The organism is Mesorhizobium sp. B2-2-4, from assembly GCF_006442375.1.
Taxonomy (GTDB): Bacteria; Pseudomonadota; Alphaproteobacteria; order Rhizobiales; family Rhizobiaceae; genus Mesorhizobium.
The window spans coordinates 55,997-76,319 of the sequence record NZ_VFWB01000004.1 but is presented as its reverse complement, the minus strand read 5'-3'; the positions used below and the strand labels follow the sequence as shown (position 1 = coordinate 76,319).

Genomic DNA, 20,323 nt, shown 5'->3' with positions numbered 1-20,323 from the left:
GCAAAGATTACCAGGCTCTGATTGGCGAGCACCTTCAGCGCCTCGCGCACACCCGCCATGATCGTGATACCGGCGCCATCCAGAACTGCTCAGCACTGACGGCGAGCGAAGGGGTGAACCATTGGGGTTGCCATCAGACGTCCCCTTGGGCGACCCTACGCTTCCCGTCGAGGCTGTTCAGGAGGGCTACCAGATCGTCGGCGTAATCCTTGTCGAGACCGACAGCCGGTACGCCCCAGGCGTCGGCCGGCAACCCGGTGAACACGTCAAACACGGTCCAGGTTTTGTCCAGGTCCATCTTGAGGTCGTATCTTTGCGGTGCCATGCGAGAGGTCCCTTGGTCGGCTTGCACGAAACTGCCGAACTTTCCGGACGCTCATGTGGTTCCTTACTCGTGAAGGTCGAAGAGGACGACCTTTCCAATCGCTGAGGCCACTGAACTACCTGTTCACATAGCTCGTTATCCGTCTCCATCTCGTCTAGCTCCTCCTTAAGGTCAGGACGCTTTGCTCGGATCAGCCCGACGGTCTTTTTTAGGAAGACAATGTCGCCTTCAAGGGATTCCTCGATGGCTTTCTGAATGATCGCTTCGGTGGACTTCGACAGGCGATCCACTGGGTACCTCCCAAGCTCCCTCTCGGGCACTATGGGGACAGCAGGGGAGAAATGAAACCATTAGCTAAATCTAATATAAGTTAGATCAAATCGACTCCGACGTCGGACAGCCGTATGGTGCAGCATCGGCGACACTGCATTTGGGAATCGCCGGCTGTGAGCGATCATCGCGCTTCCGCCCCACCGGCAGGACTCATGGCCAACACCAAGACCGAACACAGTATTGCCTACCCAGGCGACCTGACGCTCTAAAGCAGCTCTTTGATCGGGTTTGCGCTGAAGAATCGTATTCTGGAGGGTAGTGACCGCTCCCAGCAGCGGAGCCGTCTACGCAATAGCACTGTTCGCGAGCGGAGAAGTGGAAGAGGCAGTTCTTTACCAGAGCCTCCGAGAGGCTGCGCGCCATCACCATAAAAAGGATGTGCGACTCCGATACGGAGCACGCCACACGCATTGTTTCAGGCGTCGAACGCACGCGGCGCTGTCGCTCCGATCCGGCCGCAGACGAGACGTTTCTTGTGCAACCCACTACCTGCCTGCCGACGGCGCGCTGCCTTAAAGCGCGCAGAAGACCGCATTATTTGATAGAATTTCTGAGCGAAGGATCGGGGGCACGACTCTTCGCGGCTCAAAGCGGCAGGCCACGCGCCGCAGAAGGTTCGGCGGAGATCCGTCACCAGAAATCATAGCGTCGTGGCCTTCGCAGGCACGGGTACCTAGGCGGCCTGAACAATCTCGACCAGTTCGACGTCGAAGATCAGATCCTTTCCGGCCAACGGGTGATTGCCGTCGAGTTTGACTCTTGCGTCGTCCACGCCAACGACCGTTACCTGCATAGGGCGCCCCTCGCGGGTTCTGGCCTGTAACTGAGTACCGATATTGATGTTGATGTTATCCGGCACACGGACGCGCTCGATGCTCAAGACCGCTTCGGGACGGTGGGGACCATAGGCGGCGTCGGCGGGGACGGTGACGGTATTTTTCTCGCCCACCTCCATACCCTCGACATGGGTTTCAAGGCCGGGGATCACTTGCCCTTCACCTAGCGTGAATTGCAGCGGCTCACCACCGGAAGCATCGAATTGAGTGCCGTCGGCTAGACGTCCAGTATAGTTGATGCGCACGGTGTCGCCATTCTTGGCCTGCGTCATGACAGTCATCCTTTGGGGTTTTTAACGGACCGGCTAGCGTTCACGGTCCCGTTTTCGATCATCCGCGCACTAAGATGCACGGCGCGAAACTCTAAAACTAGGGGCTTGCCTGCCGATGTAAACCCACAACACCGATTGAGCTATGTGACACCCGTTGGCGTTCACCGCCGCCTATTCGGCGACATTGATTTGCGCGACCTGGCGGCCGACTTGAGGCCGGACACGGTATGGCTAGTTTGTGCAGATTGCCTTCAACAGCCTAAAGTCGGCTTCTGGCCAAAATGCAGCATCCGAGTAGCGGGTTGGCGATGTCGCGCGACCTGCTCGTCGGAAGATGACTTAGCCAACTTCCCATCTTTTTCCTGCGGTTTGCATTCCCGGCGGTCAAGTGAATCCCATCCCCGGCATCCTTACCCGGCTTGGCCGCTATCCACGTCGTCGGGTCAAGAAGCGGCACTGATTGCAACTGGCTTGGCCGTAAGACATGCGAGCAACGGTGCGATTTCCCCCATCTTGAGCAAGGCCACCGATTGGATGAGTTTGTCGAGTTCGGCTTGCGAAAGGATGTCCCATCCGAGGTCGTGGAGCTTCTCCTCGACGGCGGATTGGTCCATCGGATTGTTGGCGTCGCCGAGTGGACGCGGCACATCCGCGGTTCGCTCGTATCCACCGACAACCATTGTAACTCGCGCCGGCGTGCCTTGCGGGAATATGCCGGCAAATTCGTCAGGGTAGCGAACCTCCACTCTTTGAGCGAGTTCCACCACCTGCGGATCTGAAAGGGAGTGGGGGCGAAGCGGCCGAAACGCCTCCGCGCCGCGCAACGCTGCGAGTGCAGCAGCAAAGGGAACCGAGAACTGTCCCCCCTCGAGCGATTTTGGCGCGTATTCGTTAGGGAGTTTGCGTGCTTCGGGAAAGATGTCGACCGCAATGCGGCCTATCGGTTCATCTGTGCCGCGGCCTGCGACCAGCGCGAGCACGGCATCGATTACGGGGTGTGTATAGCGGCAAGACGCATAGGGCTTGAGATAGGTCTCGCTGATCAGCCAGCGGCTACCCAAATCAGCGGTGATTGCACCGACATTGTAGGCATGAGCGCGGTCTAGCATGTCGATCGAGCCGCTCATCCCACAGCTGGCGCGCTCGACCGCGAACAGCGCGGCAACCGTCGACCAGGGACTGCTGCCCTTGACGGAGCTTGCCTGGCAATCGCCTTGCGGCAGATTTTGCGGTGCCTCGGCACCCGCTATCGCGAGTGCATGGGCAAGCTGATCCGTGTGCATCTTGCGCAGCCATCCAATGGCGGCCGCCACTCCAAACCCGGTCCACTGACCACTGGCAAAGCTCATTGTGTCGGAAAAGCGTCGCGCAGCCGCAATGCGCAAGGCGACGTCATATCCAATGGCCGTCGCTGCAAGCACCTCATGACCGTCACTGCCAAGCTTTGCCGCTTCCATCAGGACGGCTGGAATGATGCCAGCCCCCGGATGACCTGCCGCAAGACAATGGCCGTCATCGACATCAAGCGAGCTCGCTGCAGCGCAATTGGCAAACAGGGCGCCAAGATAATGCAACCCTCCTTCGGCGAACCAAGCGTGTGCGCCGCCGGACCCGAAACAAGCCTTCGCGGCGATGCGTGAGAGCCTGGCATTGTCGGTCGGCACCCCGCCAATCAGCGCGGCGAGGGTGTCGAGGATGGCCCGTTGGCTCTTTTCGACGACCTCGTCTGAAAGGTGCTCGTAGCGCACATTGCTGACGAAGCCGGCCAGCTGTTCGGCAATTAACTGCATCGATCTCTCCAAAGAAAAATATACCTAGTATACCTTGTCTTCTGGCATGGAAAGGCTGGCCGTGAAATTTCTTTTCAGCCGTCGCTTTGCAGACGGTGGAACGTCAAGATGTGCTGGTCACCGATGGCACCGCGAAAGATCGATCCGGTGTCGACGAACCCCGCCTTGAGATAGAGCGACTTGGCGGGCAGGTTGCGTGCGTTGACTGCAAGCATCAGTTCCTTGACCTCGGGCCGGTTCCGCCGTACCCAGGAGATGGCCAGAACCACTCCCGCCCTACCAAATCCTTTTCCTTGGCACGCGGAAGAAATCCGGAAGCTGTGCAGTGTCACAGCGCCGCGCGGCGCCCACTCTGGCAGAGCCTGTTTCTCTCGCAAGATGAAGAACCCTACCGTCTTTTTGGAGATGATAATCGCGAAGGCATGTTCCTGGTCAGGATACCGGCTGGCTTCCAGACCGTCGAAAACCGCATCCACCGAGCCGGCGAACTGCTCCTGTCCTGGATCGAGCATTAGTTTCTTGATAGCGGCACGCTCCAAGACCGTTACTGGTCGCAGCTTGATCGGATCTGGACGGACCGCGTCTGGAAACGCTAACGGCTGCCGACATGACGCCTTGCCGGATCCCGATCGCGACCTCATCGATCGATCCTTCGCATTGCCGCGCTCCGCTGCATCCATAAGATCGCACCGCTGCCGCAAGCAAACACGCAGGCAAGACCGAGGAAGATGTGCCGGGCAGGAACACCCGAGGCGAGCGTTGGAAGAAGGTAGACGCCGATAGCGACCACTCCGATGGCGGCCTCGATGTTGCTTCTGACACGGCCGACCATTCGAGTTGAAACGGTCTTCAGAATCGTCACATCGCTCCCGGCCCGAACCATCATGAAAGACAGGCCTATCAGGCCTTGCCAGAACACGGCCTGCGCCGTGGTTTGAGAGGTGGACAAAGCAGCAGTGGCCGCGGCGAGAAGGATAGTTCCCACGGCAACAAGGATCCTTTCCTGCGCAAGACCGGAGAGCCACATCAAGGTAATGCTTCCGACCAAGCCCCCACCCGAATACGTCGCAGCGAGCCAGCCATAGGGGCCGGGCGACAGCTTGAGCTCGTAACGTGCGAAGCCGGCCAGCAGAGCATTGGATGCATGCGCCGATGCATAGGCCAGCAACAGCGCACACCCCGCAACCCTGAGGTGGGGGTTTCTCACAGTCTCGAAAAGACCCCCCATCAGGTCCTGCATGTGCGGACTATGCTGCACCGGGGAGGCGTGATCTTCCTCTATGAGAAGACCAGCGAGCGCAGCGGCCATGAAGGAAAAGGCCGCGCAGACGACGAGACTGCTGGCCAAGCCCGATAAGGACAGGCAGAGGCCGCCTGCCGCGGCGCCGACGATATTTCCGACCTGGCTGAAGAAAATGCCCAGCGAGACGGTCCGCGTCACAAAATGCGCGCCCGCCAGCTGCAGCAACGCTTGGCTGCTCGGATAGGAAAATAGCGATCCGATCGAGACAAAACATGCCGTGGCGTAAAGGATACAGATCGGCGTGCGTTCGGGAGAACACGACCAGACGATCAACGCCAAAAGCCCGATACCGGCGCCATGGATCATCTCTCCCGTAGCAAACATCGTCCGCCGGCGGGAGCGATCTATCAGTGGCCCGATGAAGGGACCAACGGTGAAGGCCAGCAGTTGCCAGCAGATCAGGACCTTGCCGACCGAAGCGATGTCACCACTGATCTGCAGCGCAAACCAGGAAACCAGGACGATGTACATGCTGCGCGCGCATTGCATCGTGAACAGCATCGCGTAGATCGGGCTAACCGGCTGGTGCACCAACGCTGGATACCGAAACATTGGCCACCAACCTTCAAAACAGTATGACCGTTGCTTCGCCCGCTATGCGGGCTGGTTGCGGAAGCTGGGGCCGAGCACCGGGTTTTCTCGCTGCATTTGCCCGTCTTGGGTCTCGATCCTCGGCGCACCAACGCCGTGGCCTCGCGCTTTCGTTTGTCCGACCGACCGGCCGCCGTGAGCGGAAGCCTCTCGGCCCGATTACGACTTAGCTGCCGGTCCGGCATCATCCCCATCGCCAGCATGCGCCAACACCTCATGGAGCGTTCTGCGCTCCCAGGGCAGCCGCGACCACCTAGCCATTCTCGACCTGGGCGAGCTGACTGTTGTTGGGCCTTCGGCCGGTCGTTTGCTCCATCCGGCGACCGCCTTTAGCCACTCGTGGTCGTAGACGGTTTCGACGTATCTGTGTCCCTCGTCGGGGAACAGCGCCACGACCGTCTTTCCGGGATTGGCCTCAGCCCACCATCGAGCAACCCGATAGGCAGCTCCACTGGTCGGCCCCATGAAAAGACCATGCTTTCGATGAAGATCGTGCGTGGCATGAAAGGCCTCCGCCGGCGTAACCCAGTGCACCTCGTCGAACTGGCGGTGATCGACATTTCGCGGGAGAATGTTGCCTCCAAGGCCGCTCAGGTTGAGTTTGCCGCTCGGCTGGCCGAACAAGACGCTGTTCGGTGTGTCGACACCGATCGCGTAGAGGTCGGCGAACAACGTCCGCAGGTAGCAGGATATGCCGCTCACGGAGCCACCCGATCCGACAGGACCAACCAGGCAGTCGACCTTTCCGAGCCTATCTATGAACTGTTCGGCGACCTTGGCGTAAGAGATCGGATTGTCGGGATTGTCGTACTGCGAGGGCCAGTAGCTACCGGCAATGTCGCGCAAATGAATGTGCAGTCGGTCGAGCCGGGCCTGCTGAAGGCCGCCCGAGGCAGCCGGACTATCGACAATCGTAACATCGGCGCCGAGCTCGATCAGACGTCGATGAAGATGGCGATCGAGCGCCCAGTCGCTGACGAGGATCAGCCGGTATCCCTGCTGAACCGCCAGCATGGCAAGCGCGAGGCCAAACGTTCCCGACGAGGATTCGCAGATCGTGGCTTCAGGCTTCAATTGATCGCGTTCCACAGCCCGCTCGAGCATGAACCGGGCTGGCAGCAGCTTCATCAGGACGAAGCTGGCGCCGAAAAGAGCTCCGCCGAGCGCCACAAGGCGCGGGCCCTCGAAATCTTCCAGCTTTCGCATCAGCGCACGGGTCGACATGGGTTACTCCTGCGTGCCAGGCGTTCAATGGCGAAAGATCGTCGGCTCGAAATTGGACTGACGCAGAGCGCCTGCCGCGCGATCGATGTTTACGGATGCATTCTGGTCTCTAGCGTCGAACATCAGTCCGACGACCGTGCCGCTGTGAGCGACCTGAACGCCAATGGCGCCGAAGCGGTCACCGACGGTTTCGATCTCTCTCAGCCGTGGTTTGGCAAGAAACCGCTCGTTGATCCGCGCGCTCGCCGTCGCAACCCTGCCCAGCATGCGGGCGTCCGCATTCTTGATGGCTGTTCGCAACAGGCTTCGAAGCGGCCGAAAGGTCTCGATCTCCAGGTGATCGTAACGCGCCGGCTCGAATTCAAGCGTATCGACCGTGAGCAGGGGGGTGGTATCGATGCTGATGAAGTCGATCGGCGGCAGCGGCTTGCGGAATGCCTCCATCACGATGCCGTCCCGGTGCGCAAACAGCACCGCTTGCTGCCTGAACAAAGTGGAGTCACAGGCCGTTTCCGCGCTGACCGCGAGCTGCATGACCTCATCCGACGCCGCATCGATCTCCAACCAATTCAATACCGCCAGGATGCTTGCCAGAACGTCGGCGGTGGAGGAGCCCATGCCACGGCCAATGGGGATGTTGCTATCCATCGAGAGATGGCCGCCGCTGCCGGGCCGGCCGAATGCATTGATGGTCAACTCGGCCGCGCGTCGAGCCTTCTCCCGCGAGGCTGGCCAGACAGTCACGTGATCGCTATCGTTTGCGCTGAACCTGGCTTTGGACCTCAGATGACGACAGGGCAGCGAGACCAGCGCGCGTCGCAACCGTGCGCCCTCATCCTCGAAAACGCCTTGAACCAGTTCCCCGTGATGGCCAATGGCTTCAGCGTATCCCGAGCCCTCAGACATGGGCATTCCTCCCTATACTTTAGCAACCACTTAAGTTACTCGGTGAATACTTTCGCAGGCCGGATCGTCTACAGCAACAACCAAGTTGATAATCTTTTGTATTCCAAAACGTTGCGAGTACATGACGCGCATTTATTTCCTCTTACATATTGGTCACAAATGTAGAGCCCGACCAGGCGGGCAGGGGCGGCTGCCGGCGTTCCTCGATATGTGCTGCGGGAATGATCAGGCCGACTGGTCTTCGAGCGCGTATCCGGCGAGCCTTACAGTGCGAATGGCAACGCTTCGTGATGACCGCCTGAGTAACTTTCGCAACTGGCTTATGTGAACATCGACCACGCGCGTGCTTACACTGGCGCTATTTGTCCAGGCCACGGCGATCAGCTCATCGCGGCTGAGCACCTTTTCCGGATTTTCCAGCATGTGGCGCAGCAACTTGAACTCGATTGGCCCGAGCGATATCTCCTTGCCGGCGCAGCGCACGCGATGGGTATCGAGCTGCATCTCGATATCGCTATATGCCAGCGACTTGCCACGCCGGGATCCCTGTTCCGATGCTTGGCCCACCGCCAGCCTGGCCCGCAGGTATTCGAGCAGCTTGGCCGGGGCAAACGGCCGGACAAAGCATTCGTCAATGCCAGACCTCAGCAGCTGAATGTGCTGAGCTTCCGCGCCGGGCGACACCAGAGCGACACAGGGGAGGGCGCCTGTGCGAGCATCCTGCTTGAGCCCGGCACTTTTGGCCCCCAGCTGATTGTCCGGTCGACAATCCAGCACCACGGCCCGAACCGGCATGTCCGCTGCAAGCTCCAGCACTTCATCGATGGAACCGGCCAGCGTACTGGCGAAGCCGTCGACCTCGAGAATGTGGCTGAGGAGCAGATAAAATTCCGCGTCCTTCGAGCAGATCACTATCAATGGCTTCATATGCGCAGCGTTAGGATCTTTCAGCTGCCATCAAGACGGGCTGGCTATATTCGAATCCCGCATTCCCAAAGGCCAGCATGCCAGAACAAGCCACCCAAAACAACAAAGCCCAAAAACGAGCTTGGCGTCGCAGCAAACATGCCGGCGGCCGGTCCGTGCTTCCCTCTACGGCAAATTCGAGTCCAGCGGCGGCCGCCGCCAAAAAAGACAGAGGGCGTATAAACCGAAATCCCGCGCGCGTCCGCAACGGCGGACAAGCCTCGCGCGTGGGATGGAGGAATTCCGCCTCGGCCGCGGTGGTGAACGGGACAGCCTAAGGAGCGTCAGCATAGCGACGGCTGAAAGCCTGGACGCGGGACTGACTGTCCCCGCCAAGGCGGTCCGCACACTGCACGATGGTCGAGGTAGGCCGTGGTATCTGTCATCGGCATCCCGCCGCAACGGATCTCGCCGGCGAACCGGAACCTATCGCCTGATCATTAATCTACTCCCAGGGGGAGCCCGATGGCCGGCGATGACCAGTTCGAAAGATGTTGCGGCCCGGAAAGCCTTACCGCGTGTTCTCGAAGGGCTGAAAGAGGCCCATCACGCCCGCAGGCTATTCATTGAGGCCGCACGAAGGGGATATTCTGGCTAAATGGGGCCCGCTGAGTTGAGCGGCAGCCGCCTTTTCATCGAGAGCCAGATAGGCTTACTCTAAGAAGGTCGCCCGGAGCCTTCCATGTGCAACGATTATGAACAGCATGTCCTGTGGTCTGAATACTGTCGGATGATGGCGTCGCTGGCGCTCAAAATCCCGGCGCACCAAACCGAACTCGATTTGCCGCAGGCGGATGACATCCGCATTAATGACCCGGCGCCAGTAATGCGCGGCGCCGGCGATGCGATTGAATTGGCATCGATGACGTTCGGATTTCCGCCGGCGGGCCCAAAGGGGGGACCGGTGTTCAACTTTCGCTCCGAAGGGAGGCAATTCGCAAACAGCAATCGATGCCTCATTCCGGCCTCCGGGTTCTTCGAGTTCACTGGTGCGAAATATCCGAAGGCGAAACATCGCTTTACGCTCAACGGCTCTCCATTTATGGCCATCGCAGGGCTTTGGCGTGAGGCCGCCGGCAACAAGCCGCCTACCTTCACCATGCTGACGACTGATCCCGGGCCCGATGTCGCACCATTTCATAATCGGCAGGTCGTTGTTCTTCAGCCGCAGAATTGGGCTGCCTGGATCAACCTGACGAAGCCCGAATCTGAACTCTTGCGGCCGCTTCCGGCGGGGTCGCTTAGAGTGGAAACGGTGCGCCCGCAAAGCGCGTAACACGAGGCCGATCCTGACGATCATTCCATGTCGGGTACGTCACCGCTGACGAAAAGCGTTGTAGGCGGGCCGTAGTCTCCAAGCGCTGGATCGGCATCGCGGCTCCATGCGATGACGCCGACATGCCTGGTAGCCAGCGCCTTGGCTGTACGAACTGCTCTTTCCTCGCTTTGCTGATCCGCCGGGCCGTAGGCGGCAAACAGATCGCCCTCGTTGCCGCGATCAAAGGCAATGACGACGATCAGCTTTGGCTTCTTCTGGCCAGGCAGGACATGGTCGGACATCATCTCTCCTTCGCATCAGCGCAAGGCCGGCTTTTCCGTCCCCGCTTCAAGCGCGTTTATTGCATCACAGACGGCTTGGCGCTTGGGTTCGACCGGCTCGTCAGGGTGGAAATGAGAAAGCGAAAGAGTGGTGAAGGCGACGGTTAGGTCACCGATGAGGTCTCGCATTTTGAACCGATCTTTGACCTCGGCCGCAATGCGCCAGGCCAAGATGGAATCCCTTCCGCTAAGCGTGTCTTTGCCGCCGCGCTCAAGATCTGCACGAAGCATCGCCAACGCGGTGACGCGGTCGACGAGTTGGGTTTCCGGATCGATCAGTAGCTCCAGGTCCACGTTTAGAGGCTTGCGTTCTTCAGGCCAGCCGGCACAGCACGCCTCCAGGGCAGCGGTATGGGCTTGGCCCCATGCTTGTGCGCCAGCGCCGGCTCGGCGGTCCAACCCATCTTCCGGAAAGCCGTTTATATCCCAGCCTTCGAGTGCAAAGGCGCCTTGTGCCGCTTCCTCGGCTGTGAAACCGGCGCGCTCCAAAGCCGCCTCGGCGGCCGCGATGCCGCGCGAAATCTCCTCAGGCGATGCGTCTGGGACCGTCAAAACCAGGTCCATGTCTGCCTCCTGTAGCTGTTTTAGCTAAAGTGAACGAAAAGAGAACATTGAGTCAAGACTGCTCTTGACGAGGAAGGAATATGTTCCTTATTCCTGAATGGCATCTGAGCAGGAAAGAGCCATGGGAAAGCGCCAGAACGCGCCGGCCAGCGAAGCTATGTCCGAACTGGAAAACCTGGCTGAGCAGGCAATAGCCGCAGCCGGCGGCGATGTCTTGGTCGCGTTGCTGAATGTCCTTACCAGGAACAACGACCTTGAACGGGAACTGGGCTTGTCCCGGGCCGCAGTCTCGAACGGCTATTCTCGCGGCTGGCATAAGGCGCGGGTTCAATGACGAAAACGGCGGAAGACAATTTCCGGATCGAAGTCTGGGATCGAGAGGAGAAAACCCATCTCGAAACCGTATGCCGATCTCCGGACGCGGTGGTCAGCCAGGCAGCTTGGCAGGCAGCCATTCGGCGCCGGCCCGGAATGCTGCTGATCCACTACAACAGCCGCCATGTCATGGAGAAGATCATCACTCCGGGCGAGGTGAAGATTCCACCGCAGACTGTTATCGACGGCAGCATTCATGCGGGGTTGGACGTTTCACTTGGAGATCTGCGCGAATGGCACGCGTTGCGAGCTTGGTGCAAACGCTGCTCGCATTATGCAGAGGTGAAGCCAGCCGCACTTATTCGGCGGTACGGCAAGGACGCGCTGTTCAGCTCCGTTGAGAGGGCGCTTGTCTGCACGAGCTGCGATCGAGGCGGTCCGGTGAGACTGGAGATTCATAAGCTGCCGCGGAATTGAACCGGCTCCTGAGGGATCGGACAAGAAACGGCGAAGGTCCTAGTGTTGCCTGCGCCAATTCCAGGGCTTGTCGAATGAGCCGGCCCACAGGCCGCGCTTTGCGGTCCTGGCTTCCTGCTCGGCTCCAACGTAGAAGCCGGCACTGTATTTCGGCCAATCAAGCGCATAGCCCTGCCTGACCATCCATTCGCCGATATCGACGCCTGCGGCGGTGCAGACAGCGACCATGCGCCTGTAGCGATCGCGGTCGACTCCAATGCACGATGTTGGGCGATGCGCCTCGAGGAAATCCGCCAACACCAGAGACGCCTGCTGACCGCAACGGTACTTCTTGCCAGAGGCACTGGCGCCATCGCCGTTGAGGGCGTGTGCGGCCGCCACCTGGATCGGGGTGAACGCACCGTAATCGAGATAGGATTTCACCCGGGTCAGCGCGCAGATCTGAGCACTCTCCGGCGCGTCCATGCCATTGAGGCGAATCCGCTGTCCATGAATTTCGATCGTGTCGCCGTCCACGACTGACGGAATTCCCACCAGTGGTTCGGCCACGGAAGGCAAGGTGAGGCAGAGCAAGGCGGCCGACAAGCGGCAGATGCCAAGGGCGGGAAATCGCAGCATATCAGCCATCACACGCGCAGCCGGGCGCTTTGTGGCATCGCTTCTCTCGCGGGATGCAGCTATCACCACATGCCTGACCGGCCGAACAAGTCTTGCAACATCCCTCGACATGAACCGTCGACCAGGGCACCGGCGCCTGTGGGCGCCGCACGACCGACGCAGGATCCACCGGCATGAAAACGCCGCCGATCGCCAATGCGGCGATAATCCGAAACATGCTGCGCCTCCCACGACACTTCGGCTCTCTGCCAGCGACCTCGGTGATCCAAGACCCAGGTCTTACGTTCTCTTCTTCGCCTTCTTGGTAGGGGCGGTTCTTCCCTCATCTGGTTCCGCTACGCCGCAAACTGAACCGACATACAACTGAGCCCCGCCACGCGGCGGGGCTTCACCAAGGTCAGGCGGCTACAGCCTGGCACCTTGCCAGGGCAGTCCCTCAGGCTTTGACGGATGCCTTGCGCGTCTTCTTCAGCGGTGACTTGATTGACGCCGCAGGTGTTCTTGCGGCTGCAAAGCGCGCTGGTTTTTTTGTTTTCTCGTTCGCGGCTGGTGCGGGCGCCATCGCCTTTCGTCCAAGGCCTGCTGATTTCGCCAATGCCGAGCGAGTTGCCGTATAGTTCGGCGCCACCATCGGATAGTCAGCTGGAAGGTTCCACTTCAGGCGATACTCATTAGGGGTCAGATCGTAGTGAACTCGAATATGACGCTTGAGCGACTTGAACTTCTTCCCATCCTCAAGGCAGATAATAAAGTCTGGCGTCACCGACTTCCTGATCGATATTGCCGGTTCCTGCTTAACCACAGGCTCTATCGCCGGCGTGCCGATGCCTTTCAGAGCGGCATGAATATCGCCAATCAGCTTCGGCAACTCGCCGACCGGCAGCGGATTGTTCGAGACATACGCGGCGACGATGTCGGCCGCTATCGACACAGTATCCAGTTGGCCGTCTTGTTCGAGAGCAGTGGTCATATAGTTTCCTCTTACCGTATCGGACGAATTGATCGAGCTTTGACTTCCCATACCGCCAGTGAGACAAATAGTTCATTTCTCTCTACAAGCCACATCTTTTTCCCAGAAACTGCCGAAAAATACTGCTCCAACCTGGCCAAGCAGTTTGTCGATCATAGGCATGGAGCAGCAGTAATCGTCGACGAACCGCCCGGTTGCCCTGCCTTGGCACTGCCAGGCCGTTCTGTTGACCATTCCACATCAGCATCGATTGCTCCGGTCAGCGCCGGCAGCCTTTCGCATATATCCGAGCCTGCTATAACGAGCACTTCGACACGCGCCTGCGTTCATCAAGCTGAACTGACCAAAATGAAGACCAGCATCGATCATTTGCCGGAGCACAAGCAGGCGGAGCTCGCCCGCGTGATAGAGATCCTGCATGCCGAATTCGAGGACGCGCTGGCCGAGAGCAGCGCCGACTGGAAGAAGAGCGGCCGCATCCTGAAAATCATCCTGTTTGGTTCCTATGCCCGCGGCGACTGGGTCGACGAACCACTGACGATGAAGGGCTATCGCAGCGACTTCGATCTGCTGGTGGTAGTCAACAACAACAAGCTTTCCGACTTCGCCTACTGGTACAAGGCCAAGGACCGGCTCGAGCGCGATCGCGCGATCAAGACGCCAACCAGTTTCATCGTGCACAGCCGCCGCTTCGTCAACACGGCGCTCCACCAGGGGCAGTACTTCTTCACCGACATCCGCCGCGAGGGCATTGTCCTCTATGAGCTCGACAGTGAGCCGCTGGCAGAACCCCAAGCGCTTACACCGCAAGCGGCTTATCAGCGCGCCGAAGAGAACTTTCAAAACAGGCTTCCCGGCGTAAAACAATGGCTAGAGACTTTCGCGTTTCAGCTAGATAGATCCGCATCGACGGCGGATGGAGGAAGGCCGCTGCATTTACGCTCCACCAATCCATCGAACATATCTATGCAACTCTCCTTTTGGTGCTCACCAACTACAGCCCGCCATCCCACAAGCTCACATTTCTGAGAGCCTTAGCCGAGGACCAGGATCGACGGTTGTCCGAGGCGTGGCCACGCGAACAGCAGCGCCATCGCGCCTGGTTCAACACATTGAATGAAGCTTACGTGAAGGCTCGCTATTCCAACCACTATCTAATCAGCGAGGAGGCGCTCGTCTGGTTGGGTGAGCGGACAGCGGAGCTCCACAAATGCGCCGAACTGGTATGTTTGCAGCACTTGAGGCGCATGAGAGAAGCCGCCGGGCCGTAGCTGCCCATGATCGCGAGGACGATCCGGTTGTTTGACCCGACGCGATGAAAGTTTTGCAGCGGGCACGGTGCCCGCTCCGCGATCTGAGAGTTCCTTACCGGATTGATCCGGACGAGATAATTTCTCATTCGAAGGGGAGGAGGACTGACAGTAGATCTAGCAGAAGGGCGGACGATCGTTCCATCAGTCTGAAATGTCACTTTTACACGAGAGGGGTCCACGAACCATAGGTGTGCATCAAACACGAACGGAACCCCATAGGTGACCCTTGAGGAGTATCTCTCCTATCGGCAAAGGATCGTCGAGCGCGACCCCGATGCGATGAAGAAGGTCGAGACGAAATCCCCTCCTGTCGACGCAACGGATTTTACGCTCCGAGTTTCATACGTGATTCTCAACAGTGGACTGAGGTGGACGGTAGCTAAGGACATCTGGACACAAATGAAACCGTCTCTCGTCGAGACAGGGAGGTTGGCAAAAGCTTCGGGCATCCAGGAAAGCGAAAAGCGATCAACTTGGCGATGTCGAACCGGTCGGAGCTTTTTCGGGGCCTTCACATCGGCTTGGGCAAACGGATCGCAGGGAATTGTGCTCGCAGATCTCAAAACTGGCCGGAGACAGCGTCTCGACGGTTGACTACGTGATTTGGAAAGCATGTCAGCAGGGATGGTGGCGCTCATAAACATTGCCAGACTCCGACAACTAAACCGAATGACGCCGGTTCGACGCGGACTAACCACTCTAAATAAGAACTGAAAGGAGGGATTGACCCGTGAAGGCGCTCGGTAGGCAGGTCCCTCGTACCAAAATTAGGGATCCATAACGAGGCGCTCGAGAGGAAACTAAAAAGTACAGGACGAGTGCTCATGTCGCGCTGGACGGTTATGTGTCGGCCCGAGGGAGGGCACTACTGCATCGCAGATTGCGGTGCCGAGAGGGGAGTGCCCAGGAGTTAGGTCGGGGGTTGCTTGGGATCATCATCGCCGCAATTGCTGCGGTGCTCGCCAAACGGGCCGGAGTGAATGCCATGACCGACGCGACGCCGCGGCCGATAGTATTCGCTCCCCCGGCGGGGCGCCCCAATGAAAGCACGTGGCCCGCCCGCCGACTGCCTACGGATCACATATTGAGCATGCGCGCATATCAGCGCGATTGAGTTGGGTAGCTGTTGCGACTGCTGTGTCTCTGTCAAATGGGCCGTGCCATCGGCCATTCCTATAGCCTCCTCCTGCCTGTGTGCCATGACCCCCGTTGCAGAAACCACAATCGGCTCGATGGATGCGCCCTCGATCGTGGGCCCAATTCTCATAAATGTACTAGTCCATCCCTCTCTCCAAGCTCGTGACGGCCGATCTGTTTCAGTACGCGTATTTTGCAGGCCAGCGCCAATCCGTCTGGGCTTTTCCGTAGCAGTTGCTGTAGTCGACGAACTGGCCGGTAGCGATGTCGCGGCAAGCCCAAACAAGTTGGCGATACTGGTTATAGAATTCGTCCCAATCCGCGCCCTGGTAGTAGTTCGGCCTGGCGTACCCGCCCCCTCCGCAGTTGTTGTTCGCGCAGACAGCCACGGCGGCACCTACGGCCACGATCGCAATGCCTGCCGCTATCGCCTGGTTCTGCTTCCTAATCATGTCGGCGCATTGGCTAACGGTCATCGATCGGCGCGTCAGTTCAGCGTAGAGATCCTGCTGAAATTTGGCATCTTTCGTTGATGCCAATGTCCTGCAAAGAGCTGAAGCGCTGACAGCACTCGGATTCTTACTGAGCGTTTGTTGCGAGGTCGTGCATGAGGCGCTTGCAAGCGCCAAGACTGCCGCAGCCGAAACTGCGGCTCGTCGACCCAATCCCATCGTCTTGCCCCTCACCCCCAGAAATAGTCCGGTCCGCGAAATCCCCGCGTACTGTTATTCGCTAACAAAGCGTCTCACACGCCAGGCCATCCCCATCGCGGTCCAGCTTGCCGCCCCACGGACAATTGCCGAGATACCATCGAGCCTCGTCGCACGAGCTGATTTGAGAGCATTTCCGCCGCGGCTGACAGGAATAGCTTTGCGCTACTTGTTGACGGCTAGTGATGCCTAGCGGTTGGGTCATAGCCTGCCGAGCATTATCTCCAGGCCCAGCGCGCCATTCCCACGGCGCCTGAAACGATCCGGCCCACAGACCGATCTTCGCCGCCTCGGCCTTTGCCTGCTGCCCTGCATACGTGCCGTCGCTGTATTTGGGCCAGTCGAGCGCCTGGCCATGTTCGACCATCCATGCGGCGACGTCGGTCCGTCCGCACGCTGGCAGTTGGCTACAAAGCGGTTGTAGCGGTCCCACGCCACGAAAGTGCATGTGACCGGCCTCGATGCGGCCAAGAATCCGTCGAGTGCTGCCGCGACATTGGCGCCGCACTGGTAGCGAAAGCCCTTGGCGTCATGGCATCGTTGGGCTGACTCAGGCGCGTCAATGCCGTTCACGCCTACGCGGCGTCCGTGGATCTCTATCGTGTCGCCATCGATGACCGAAGCGACGCCGGCGATCGACGCCGGGCCCGGGCCCGGGCCGGTCCAGTTCGGGAAATTGAGCTCGGGCATGCGGTCGCTGTGCTGCATGACGAACTGCGCCACGAAGGCTGCCATCGCAGCCACGGTCACGAAGATCAGCCGCTTCGGAATGGCCGCCAATTGGCGGGCACGTCGCAGCTTGGCGCTGGTCCGATTGCGCCATTGGGCAGGCCGATTGTCGTGTCGATATTTGTCCAAACCCCACTCCCCGATGAGAGGATGCGGCTATTTTGGCTTGGAGTCCAGAAGCGCCTGTCGGGGCCTAAGCATTCGCTGCTAATCCGTGGGATACTTTGCACCAGAAGCGATAGTCACTTTCGCGACCGTCAAAATGTGCATGTAGCGCGCAGTGTGCTGCCGCAGTCGCCGCGCTCGACCCATAAAGCTCAACGGCCGCCTGCGCCATGCGTCTGGTGTCGGCAAGTTCCCATAGCGTCAACTCACCTTCAAGGCCGGCCAACAGATCGAGCTTTTCGACGTCCATTCAAGCATCGTGCACCGATTTCGCCAGCAGGGCAAACAATGGCGGCGACCTCAGGTCGTCGCCTACCGACAGTCGTTCGCGACCAAAGCCCGTCACTGCTTCTTAGTGACGGGTCTTCTAATGATAGATACCTGATCGCGCTTCCGCCGACACATAACTGTAACGGAGTAATCTGATTATTCATTCCGTGGGACAGTATGAGCAGGGGACTATGGACATGCAGCGTTCTTACAAAGGAACAGCATCGACCCATCTTTTCGGTCGAAATGGCGCAGCATTGGGCGCTTGGGCGAGCGCACGGGGCGTTAAAATCTATCAGCGTTCAAAGACGGTATGGATCGCGGCTGGCGGCCATAGAGGTCGCGATATGGAAGTAAAGGGGCGGTCGCCGGCGATCGCGATTGCACTATGGGTTGAGGCTACCCAGTACAGAGGCTCGATATAGGGCTGCGGCTTGTACAACGACGTACTTGGTGTCGTGCAGAGCCAAGGTGGCCGGCGCCTTACTTTGGGGGGTGGGTGGGGTAACCTGCCTTGGTGAGACGCCGGCCTGGCGGTTGGGGTCCGCCACAAATAGAATATCAGCAAAAATTGAGATTCGATGTTCCGCGATAGCGGAACGTCTGCGCGAGAGATGGCGGCGCTGGTCTCGACTAGTCGATCTCAAGCGGCTCGTGGTCGGGCTGTTCATGCCACATGGCCTGGCGCAGGTCGCGCATGTCGACCTTCTGGCCGCAGATTTCGCAGGTATAGAAGTTGTCCTCTTGGCGAGCCGGATCGCCACCATGCCGATGGCCGGACTTGGGCGGGCCGAGGTCGGATCGCTTGGTCACGGTTGCGCAAAGCTGCCGCCGGCGTCCTTGATAACCTGTGCGGTAGCCGTCGAATTTGACCTCGTGCAACCAGTCGTCACCCTCGGGCGGGGTGTCGACAAGCTCCGCCATGCCAGGGCGTCCATAGGCCTGCGAAGAAGAACAAAGGACGTTCCTCGTTCAGCGCGACCAGTAGTTCCGCTGAACGCCGGTTTCGGGGTCCTTGTCGCCAGGGGTCGGGGAGGGCTCGGCGAAGCTGGTTACGGGAACCACGCAGCGATGCTCGATCCTGACATATTGTTGCCAGTGGCCATATTGCGGATTTCGTATGTTCGTGGTGCCGAAGTCGGCGGCACCTTTCACGCGCTCGGCCGGCGTCGGCATCCCCCAAAGGAGATTGGCCAACTCGCGCTGACCATCCTGCGCGTTGCGAACTACCGGGCCAGGCCTGTTCGGATAGATGTCGATCGACGCTTCCAGGTTGCCGAGGACGTCCCGGAGGACATGCGTCCATTGGGGTATGGCCTCTTGGCTGGTGGTGAGATTTTAGAGCTTGCACATGTTTTGCCCCCCGAGTTGCGCAGGATCTCGGGAACGCTCAAAGGTCCAAGGTCGAGGATGCGTTTGTATTCGCCCGTGCGACGCCAGACACCGCGGATTTTCCACCCTCCCGATCGCGTTTCGGATCGAACATTTCGCCGCCAAAATGGTCAAGGAACGCCTTGGCCGCGGCGGGGTCGGCGAAGCAGTGGATGTGATAGTCCTCATATTTGCCGCTCGGCCATATCGCTTGCCCGTGCCCGATCTGTGGCTTGATGTTGGCGTCCTGGCAGAACTGCGTGATCAAAGTCAGGTTCCGGTCGGTGCAGATGTCATCCGGCAACGCTACCTTGGGACGGCCAATCCCGGTCAATAACCGATGGCGCCGGCGTGACGCGATTGCGTTTCGGCATCAGTGTGAGGTCGGCTTCTCGGTTGCTGCCTCCAGCGCGTTGATTGCGTCGCGCACAGCTCGGCGCTTCGGTTCGGTCGGCTCATCCGGTCGGAGATGGGGAAGGGATAGGGCGGTAAAAGCCATATACAGTCGCCAATCAGGTCGCGCATTGAAAGCTGGTCAACAACCTCGGCAGCAACCCGCCAACCCAGAATAGCGTCCTCCCCGTTCAACGTGTCCTTGCCATCTTGCTGGAGATGTTCGCGAAGCATTGCCAGCGCTGTTGAACGGTCTGCGAATGCGTCTCGGGATCGGTCAGCAACTCCAGGCTGATCGATATGGCCTTGCGGCTCTCCGGCCAGCCGTCACAACAGGCCTCCATTGCTGCCGCATGGGCTTGCCCCCAAGCACTTGCGGCGCGCGACGTCGAATGGTCGGGACCATCTTCGGGCGCACCGTTGATATCCCAACCCTCAACAGCGAAGGCGCCGTAAGCGGCTTCCTCAGGGGTGAAGCCAGCGCGCGCAAGTGCTTCCTCTGCGGCCGCCAAACCTGGCGAAATTCCTCGGGCGACGCGCCCGGAACTGACAGAACGAGGTCCACATCATGCTCCTTTGGTTATCCTGCGGCAGTGAACAAAAAGAGAACATTAGAGTCAAGAGCCTCTTGACGAGTGACACACTGGGCAAGGCGACCCGGCACAAAATGCTCGTCAAGGCGGAATGCAGCTGCGGCAACGTCCGCTACTGCCGTTCAGCCGACTCGATGATGGTCTACCGCGGTGGCATCGACCCGCTGTCACTGAAGTTCGATTGCAGCCGGTGCAAGCCGCAGGTGACGATCACATTGCTGGAACTGCATCCTGAGCATTTGCCGAAGCGCCTGGTGATCCATAAGCCGATGACGGTTGATGGCAAGATCATCTGGCACACCGAGCGGTTTCGGGGATGACAAAGACCAGCCCAGTCCGGACGGAACATTAGCTATCGCTAACGATTGACGTGTGCGGCAGGTGGTGCCCTCCATCGCCTGCTGAAGATCGGCCCCCCGATCGGGCCCGCGTCCTCCGCCGAGGCGCGGGCTTTCGGCGGCTGATCCTGTCTCATCCAAGGGTTTTTGAGGTGGATGCCCGCTCATCAAGATGTGGCTAATATTCTAGAGCGCGACCGCCGCTCTGACTTTTG

Annotated in this window: 23 protein-coding genes and 1 pseudogene; 5 read left to right on the top strand and 19 right to left on the bottom strand. The window is 59.3% G+C overall.

What is annotated here, in order from left to right; all coding sequences use genetic code 11:
- Window positions 1-133 precede the first annotated feature (133 nt).
- The 8 genes from FJ959_RS11350 to FJ959_RS11310 form a co-directional block, all read right to left on the bottom strand.
- Window positions 134-325: a hypothetical protein gene (locus FJ959_RS11350; RefSeq protein ID WP_140499755.1), complete on the bottom strand. Its 192-nt coding sequence runs from the start codon at window positions 323-325 to the stop codon at window positions 134-136.
- Window positions 326-1,331: 1,006 nt separating this feature from the next.
- The gene (locus FJ959_RS11340; RefSeq protein ID WP_140499758.1) at window positions 1,332-1,766 is read right to left on the bottom strand and encodes a peptidylprolyl isomerase; all 435 of its coding nucleotides are present in this window, start codon (window positions 1,764-1,766) and stop codon (window positions 1,332-1,334) included.
- Between the two features lie 443 nt (window positions 1,767-2,209).
- The gene (locus FJ959_RS11335) at window positions 2,210-3,556 is read right to left on the bottom strand and encodes an MmgE/PrpD family protein (RefSeq protein ID WP_140499760.1); all 1,347 of its coding nucleotides are present in this window, start codon (window positions 3,554-3,556) and stop codon (window positions 2,210-2,212) included.
- A gap of 74 nt (window positions 3,557-3,630) precedes the next feature.
- Window positions 3,631-4,197, bottom strand: coding sequence for a GNAT family N-acetyltransferase (locus FJ959_RS11330; RefSeq protein ID WP_181171896.1), 567 nt, complete (start codon window positions 4,195-4,197; stop codon window positions 3,631-3,633).
- Window positions 4,194-5,360: an MFS transporter gene (locus FJ959_RS11325; protein WP_181171897.1), complete on the bottom strand. Its 1,167-nt coding sequence runs from the start codon at window positions 5,358-5,360 to the stop codon at window positions 4,194-4,196. The genes FJ959_RS11330 and FJ959_RS11325 overlap by 4 nt, the downstream gene beginning before the upstream one ends.
- 249 nt (window positions 5,361-5,609) lie before the next feature.
- The gene (locus FJ959_RS11320; protein WP_140630195.1) at window positions 5,610-6,674 is read right to left on the bottom strand and encodes a pyridoxal-phosphate dependent enzyme; all 1,065 of its coding nucleotides are present in this window, start codon (window positions 6,672-6,674) and stop codon (window positions 5,610-5,612) included.
- 24 nt (window positions 6,675-6,698) lie between these two features.
- The gene (locus FJ959_RS11315) at window positions 6,699-7,580 is read right to left on the bottom strand and encodes a GHMP kinase (protein WP_140499766.1); all 882 of its coding nucleotides are present in this window, start codon (window positions 7,578-7,580) and stop codon (window positions 6,699-6,701) included.
- Between the two features lie 225 nt (window positions 7,581-7,805).
- On the bottom strand, window positions 7,806-8,492 hold the full coding sequence (locus FJ959_RS11310; RefSeq protein ID WP_181181028.1) for a response regulator transcription factor: 687 nt from the start codon (window positions 8,490-8,492) through the stop codon (window positions 7,806-7,808).
- A gap of 736 nt (window positions 8,493-9,228) precedes the next feature.
- Here FJ959_RS11310 and FJ959_RS11300 point away from each other — a divergent pair.
- Window positions 9,229-9,822 (top strand): SOS response-associated peptidase, encoded by a 594-nt coding sequence (locus tag FJ959_RS11300; protein WP_140584521.1) that lies wholly within the window; start codon window positions 9,229-9,231, stop codon window positions 9,820-9,822.
- A 20-nt stretch (window positions 9,823-9,842) separates the two neighbouring features.
- Here the strand turns inward: FJ959_RS11300 and FJ959_RS11295 are convergent, their stop codons facing one another.
- Entirely contained in the window at window positions 9,843-10,106 is a 264-nt protein-coding gene (locus FJ959_RS11295) for a hypothetical protein (protein WP_140584522.1), read from the bottom strand.
- Between the two features lie 15 nt (window positions 10,107-10,121).
- The gene (locus FJ959_RS11290; protein ID WP_140584523.1) at window positions 10,122-10,709 is read right to left on the bottom strand and encodes a hypothetical protein; all 588 of its coding nucleotides are present in this window, start codon (window positions 10,707-10,709) and stop codon (window positions 10,122-10,124) included.
- A 121-nt stretch (window positions 10,710-10,830) separates the two neighbouring features.
- Between FJ959_RS11290 and FJ959_RS11285 the strand changes: the two genes are divergently transcribed.
- Window positions 10,831-11,043, top strand: coding sequence for a hypothetical protein (locus FJ959_RS11285; RefSeq protein WP_140584524.1), 213 nt, complete (start codon window positions 10,831-10,833; stop codon window positions 11,041-11,043).
- On the top strand, window positions 11,040-11,501 hold the full coding sequence (locus FJ959_RS11280) for a hypothetical protein (protein ID WP_140584525.1): 462 nt from the start codon (window positions 11,040-11,042) through the stop codon (window positions 11,499-11,501). Before FJ959_RS11285 ends, FJ959_RS11280 begins: the two co-directional genes overlap by 4 nt.
- 39 nt (window positions 11,502-11,540) lie before the next feature.
- On the opposite strand, the gene FJ959_RS11275 is transcribed toward FJ959_RS11280, so the two are convergent.
- A complete protein-coding gene (locus FJ959_RS11275; protein ID WP_246678972.1) occupies window positions 11,541-12,017 on the bottom strand; it encodes a thermonuclease family protein in 477 nt (158 codons plus the stop codon).
- Between the two features lie 538 nt (window positions 12,018-12,555).
- Window positions 12,556-13,089 carry a MucR family transcriptional regulator gene (locus FJ959_RS11270; RefSeq protein ID WP_140499779.1) on the bottom strand — a complete coding sequence of 178 codons (534 nt, stop codon included), beginning with the start codon at window positions 13,087-13,089 and terminating at the stop codon, window positions 12,556-12,558.
- A gap of 348 nt (window positions 13,090-13,437) precedes the next feature.
- On the opposite strand from FJ959_RS11270, the pseudogene FJ959_RS11265 reads away from it, so the two are divergent.
- Window positions 13,438-14,360 (top strand): annotated as a pseudogene (locus FJ959_RS11265) (nucleotidyltransferase and HEPN domain-containing protein).
- Between the two features lie 1,358 nt (window positions 14,361-15,718).
- Here FJ959_RS11265 and FJ959_RS11260 read toward each other — a convergent pair.
- From FJ959_RS11260 to FJ959_RS11230, 7 genes are all read right to left on the bottom strand, one after another.
- Window positions 15,719-16,168 carry a hypothetical protein gene (locus tag FJ959_RS11260; protein WP_140630192.1) on the bottom strand — a complete coding sequence of 150 codons (450 nt, stop codon included), beginning with the start codon at window positions 16,166-16,168 and terminating at the stop codon, window positions 15,719-15,721.
- 282 nt (window positions 16,169-16,450) lie between these two features.
- Complete coding sequence (locus FJ959_RS11255; RefSeq protein ID WP_246678973.1) at window positions 16,451-17,107, bottom strand: thermonuclease family protein; 657 nt, start codon at window positions 17,105-17,107, stop codon at window positions 16,451-16,453.
- Between the two features lie 64 nt (window positions 17,108-17,171).
- Entirely contained in the window at window positions 17,172-17,393 is a 222-nt protein-coding gene (locus FJ959_RS11250; protein ID WP_140584528.1) for a hypothetical protein, read from the bottom strand.
- Between the two features lie 653 nt (window positions 17,394-18,046).
- Complete coding sequence (locus tag FJ959_RS32150) at window positions 18,047-18,337, bottom strand: hypothetical protein (RefSeq protein WP_246678974.1); 291 nt, start codon at window positions 18,335-18,337, stop codon at window positions 18,047-18,049.
- A 48-nt stretch (window positions 18,338-18,385) separates the two neighbouring features.
- A complete protein-coding gene (locus tag FJ959_RS32145; protein WP_348641473.1) occupies window positions 18,386-18,685 on the bottom strand; it encodes a hypothetical protein in 300 nt (99 codons plus the stop codon).
- 118 nt (window positions 18,686-18,803) lie between these two features.
- Window positions 18,804-19,118 carry a hypothetical protein gene (locus tag FJ959_RS11235; protein ID WP_140584529.1) on the bottom strand — a complete coding sequence of 105 codons (315 nt, stop codon included), beginning with the start codon at window positions 19,116-19,118 and terminating at the stop codon, window positions 18,804-18,806.
- Between the two features lie 250 nt (window positions 19,119-19,368).
- A complete protein-coding gene (locus FJ959_RS11230) occupies window positions 19,369-19,689 on the bottom strand; it encodes a hypothetical protein (protein WP_140584530.1) in 321 nt (106 codons plus the stop codon).
- A 56-nt stretch (window positions 19,690-19,745) separates the two neighbouring features.
- Here FJ959_RS11230 and FJ959_RS11225 point away from each other — a divergent pair, with 56 nt between their 5' ends.
- The gene (locus FJ959_RS11225) at window positions 19,746-20,090 is read left to right on the top strand and encodes a hypothetical protein (protein ID WP_246678975.1); all 345 of its coding nucleotides are present in this window, start codon (window positions 19,746-19,748) and stop codon (window positions 20,088-20,090) included.
- Window positions 20,091-20,323 lie beyond the last annotated feature (233 nt).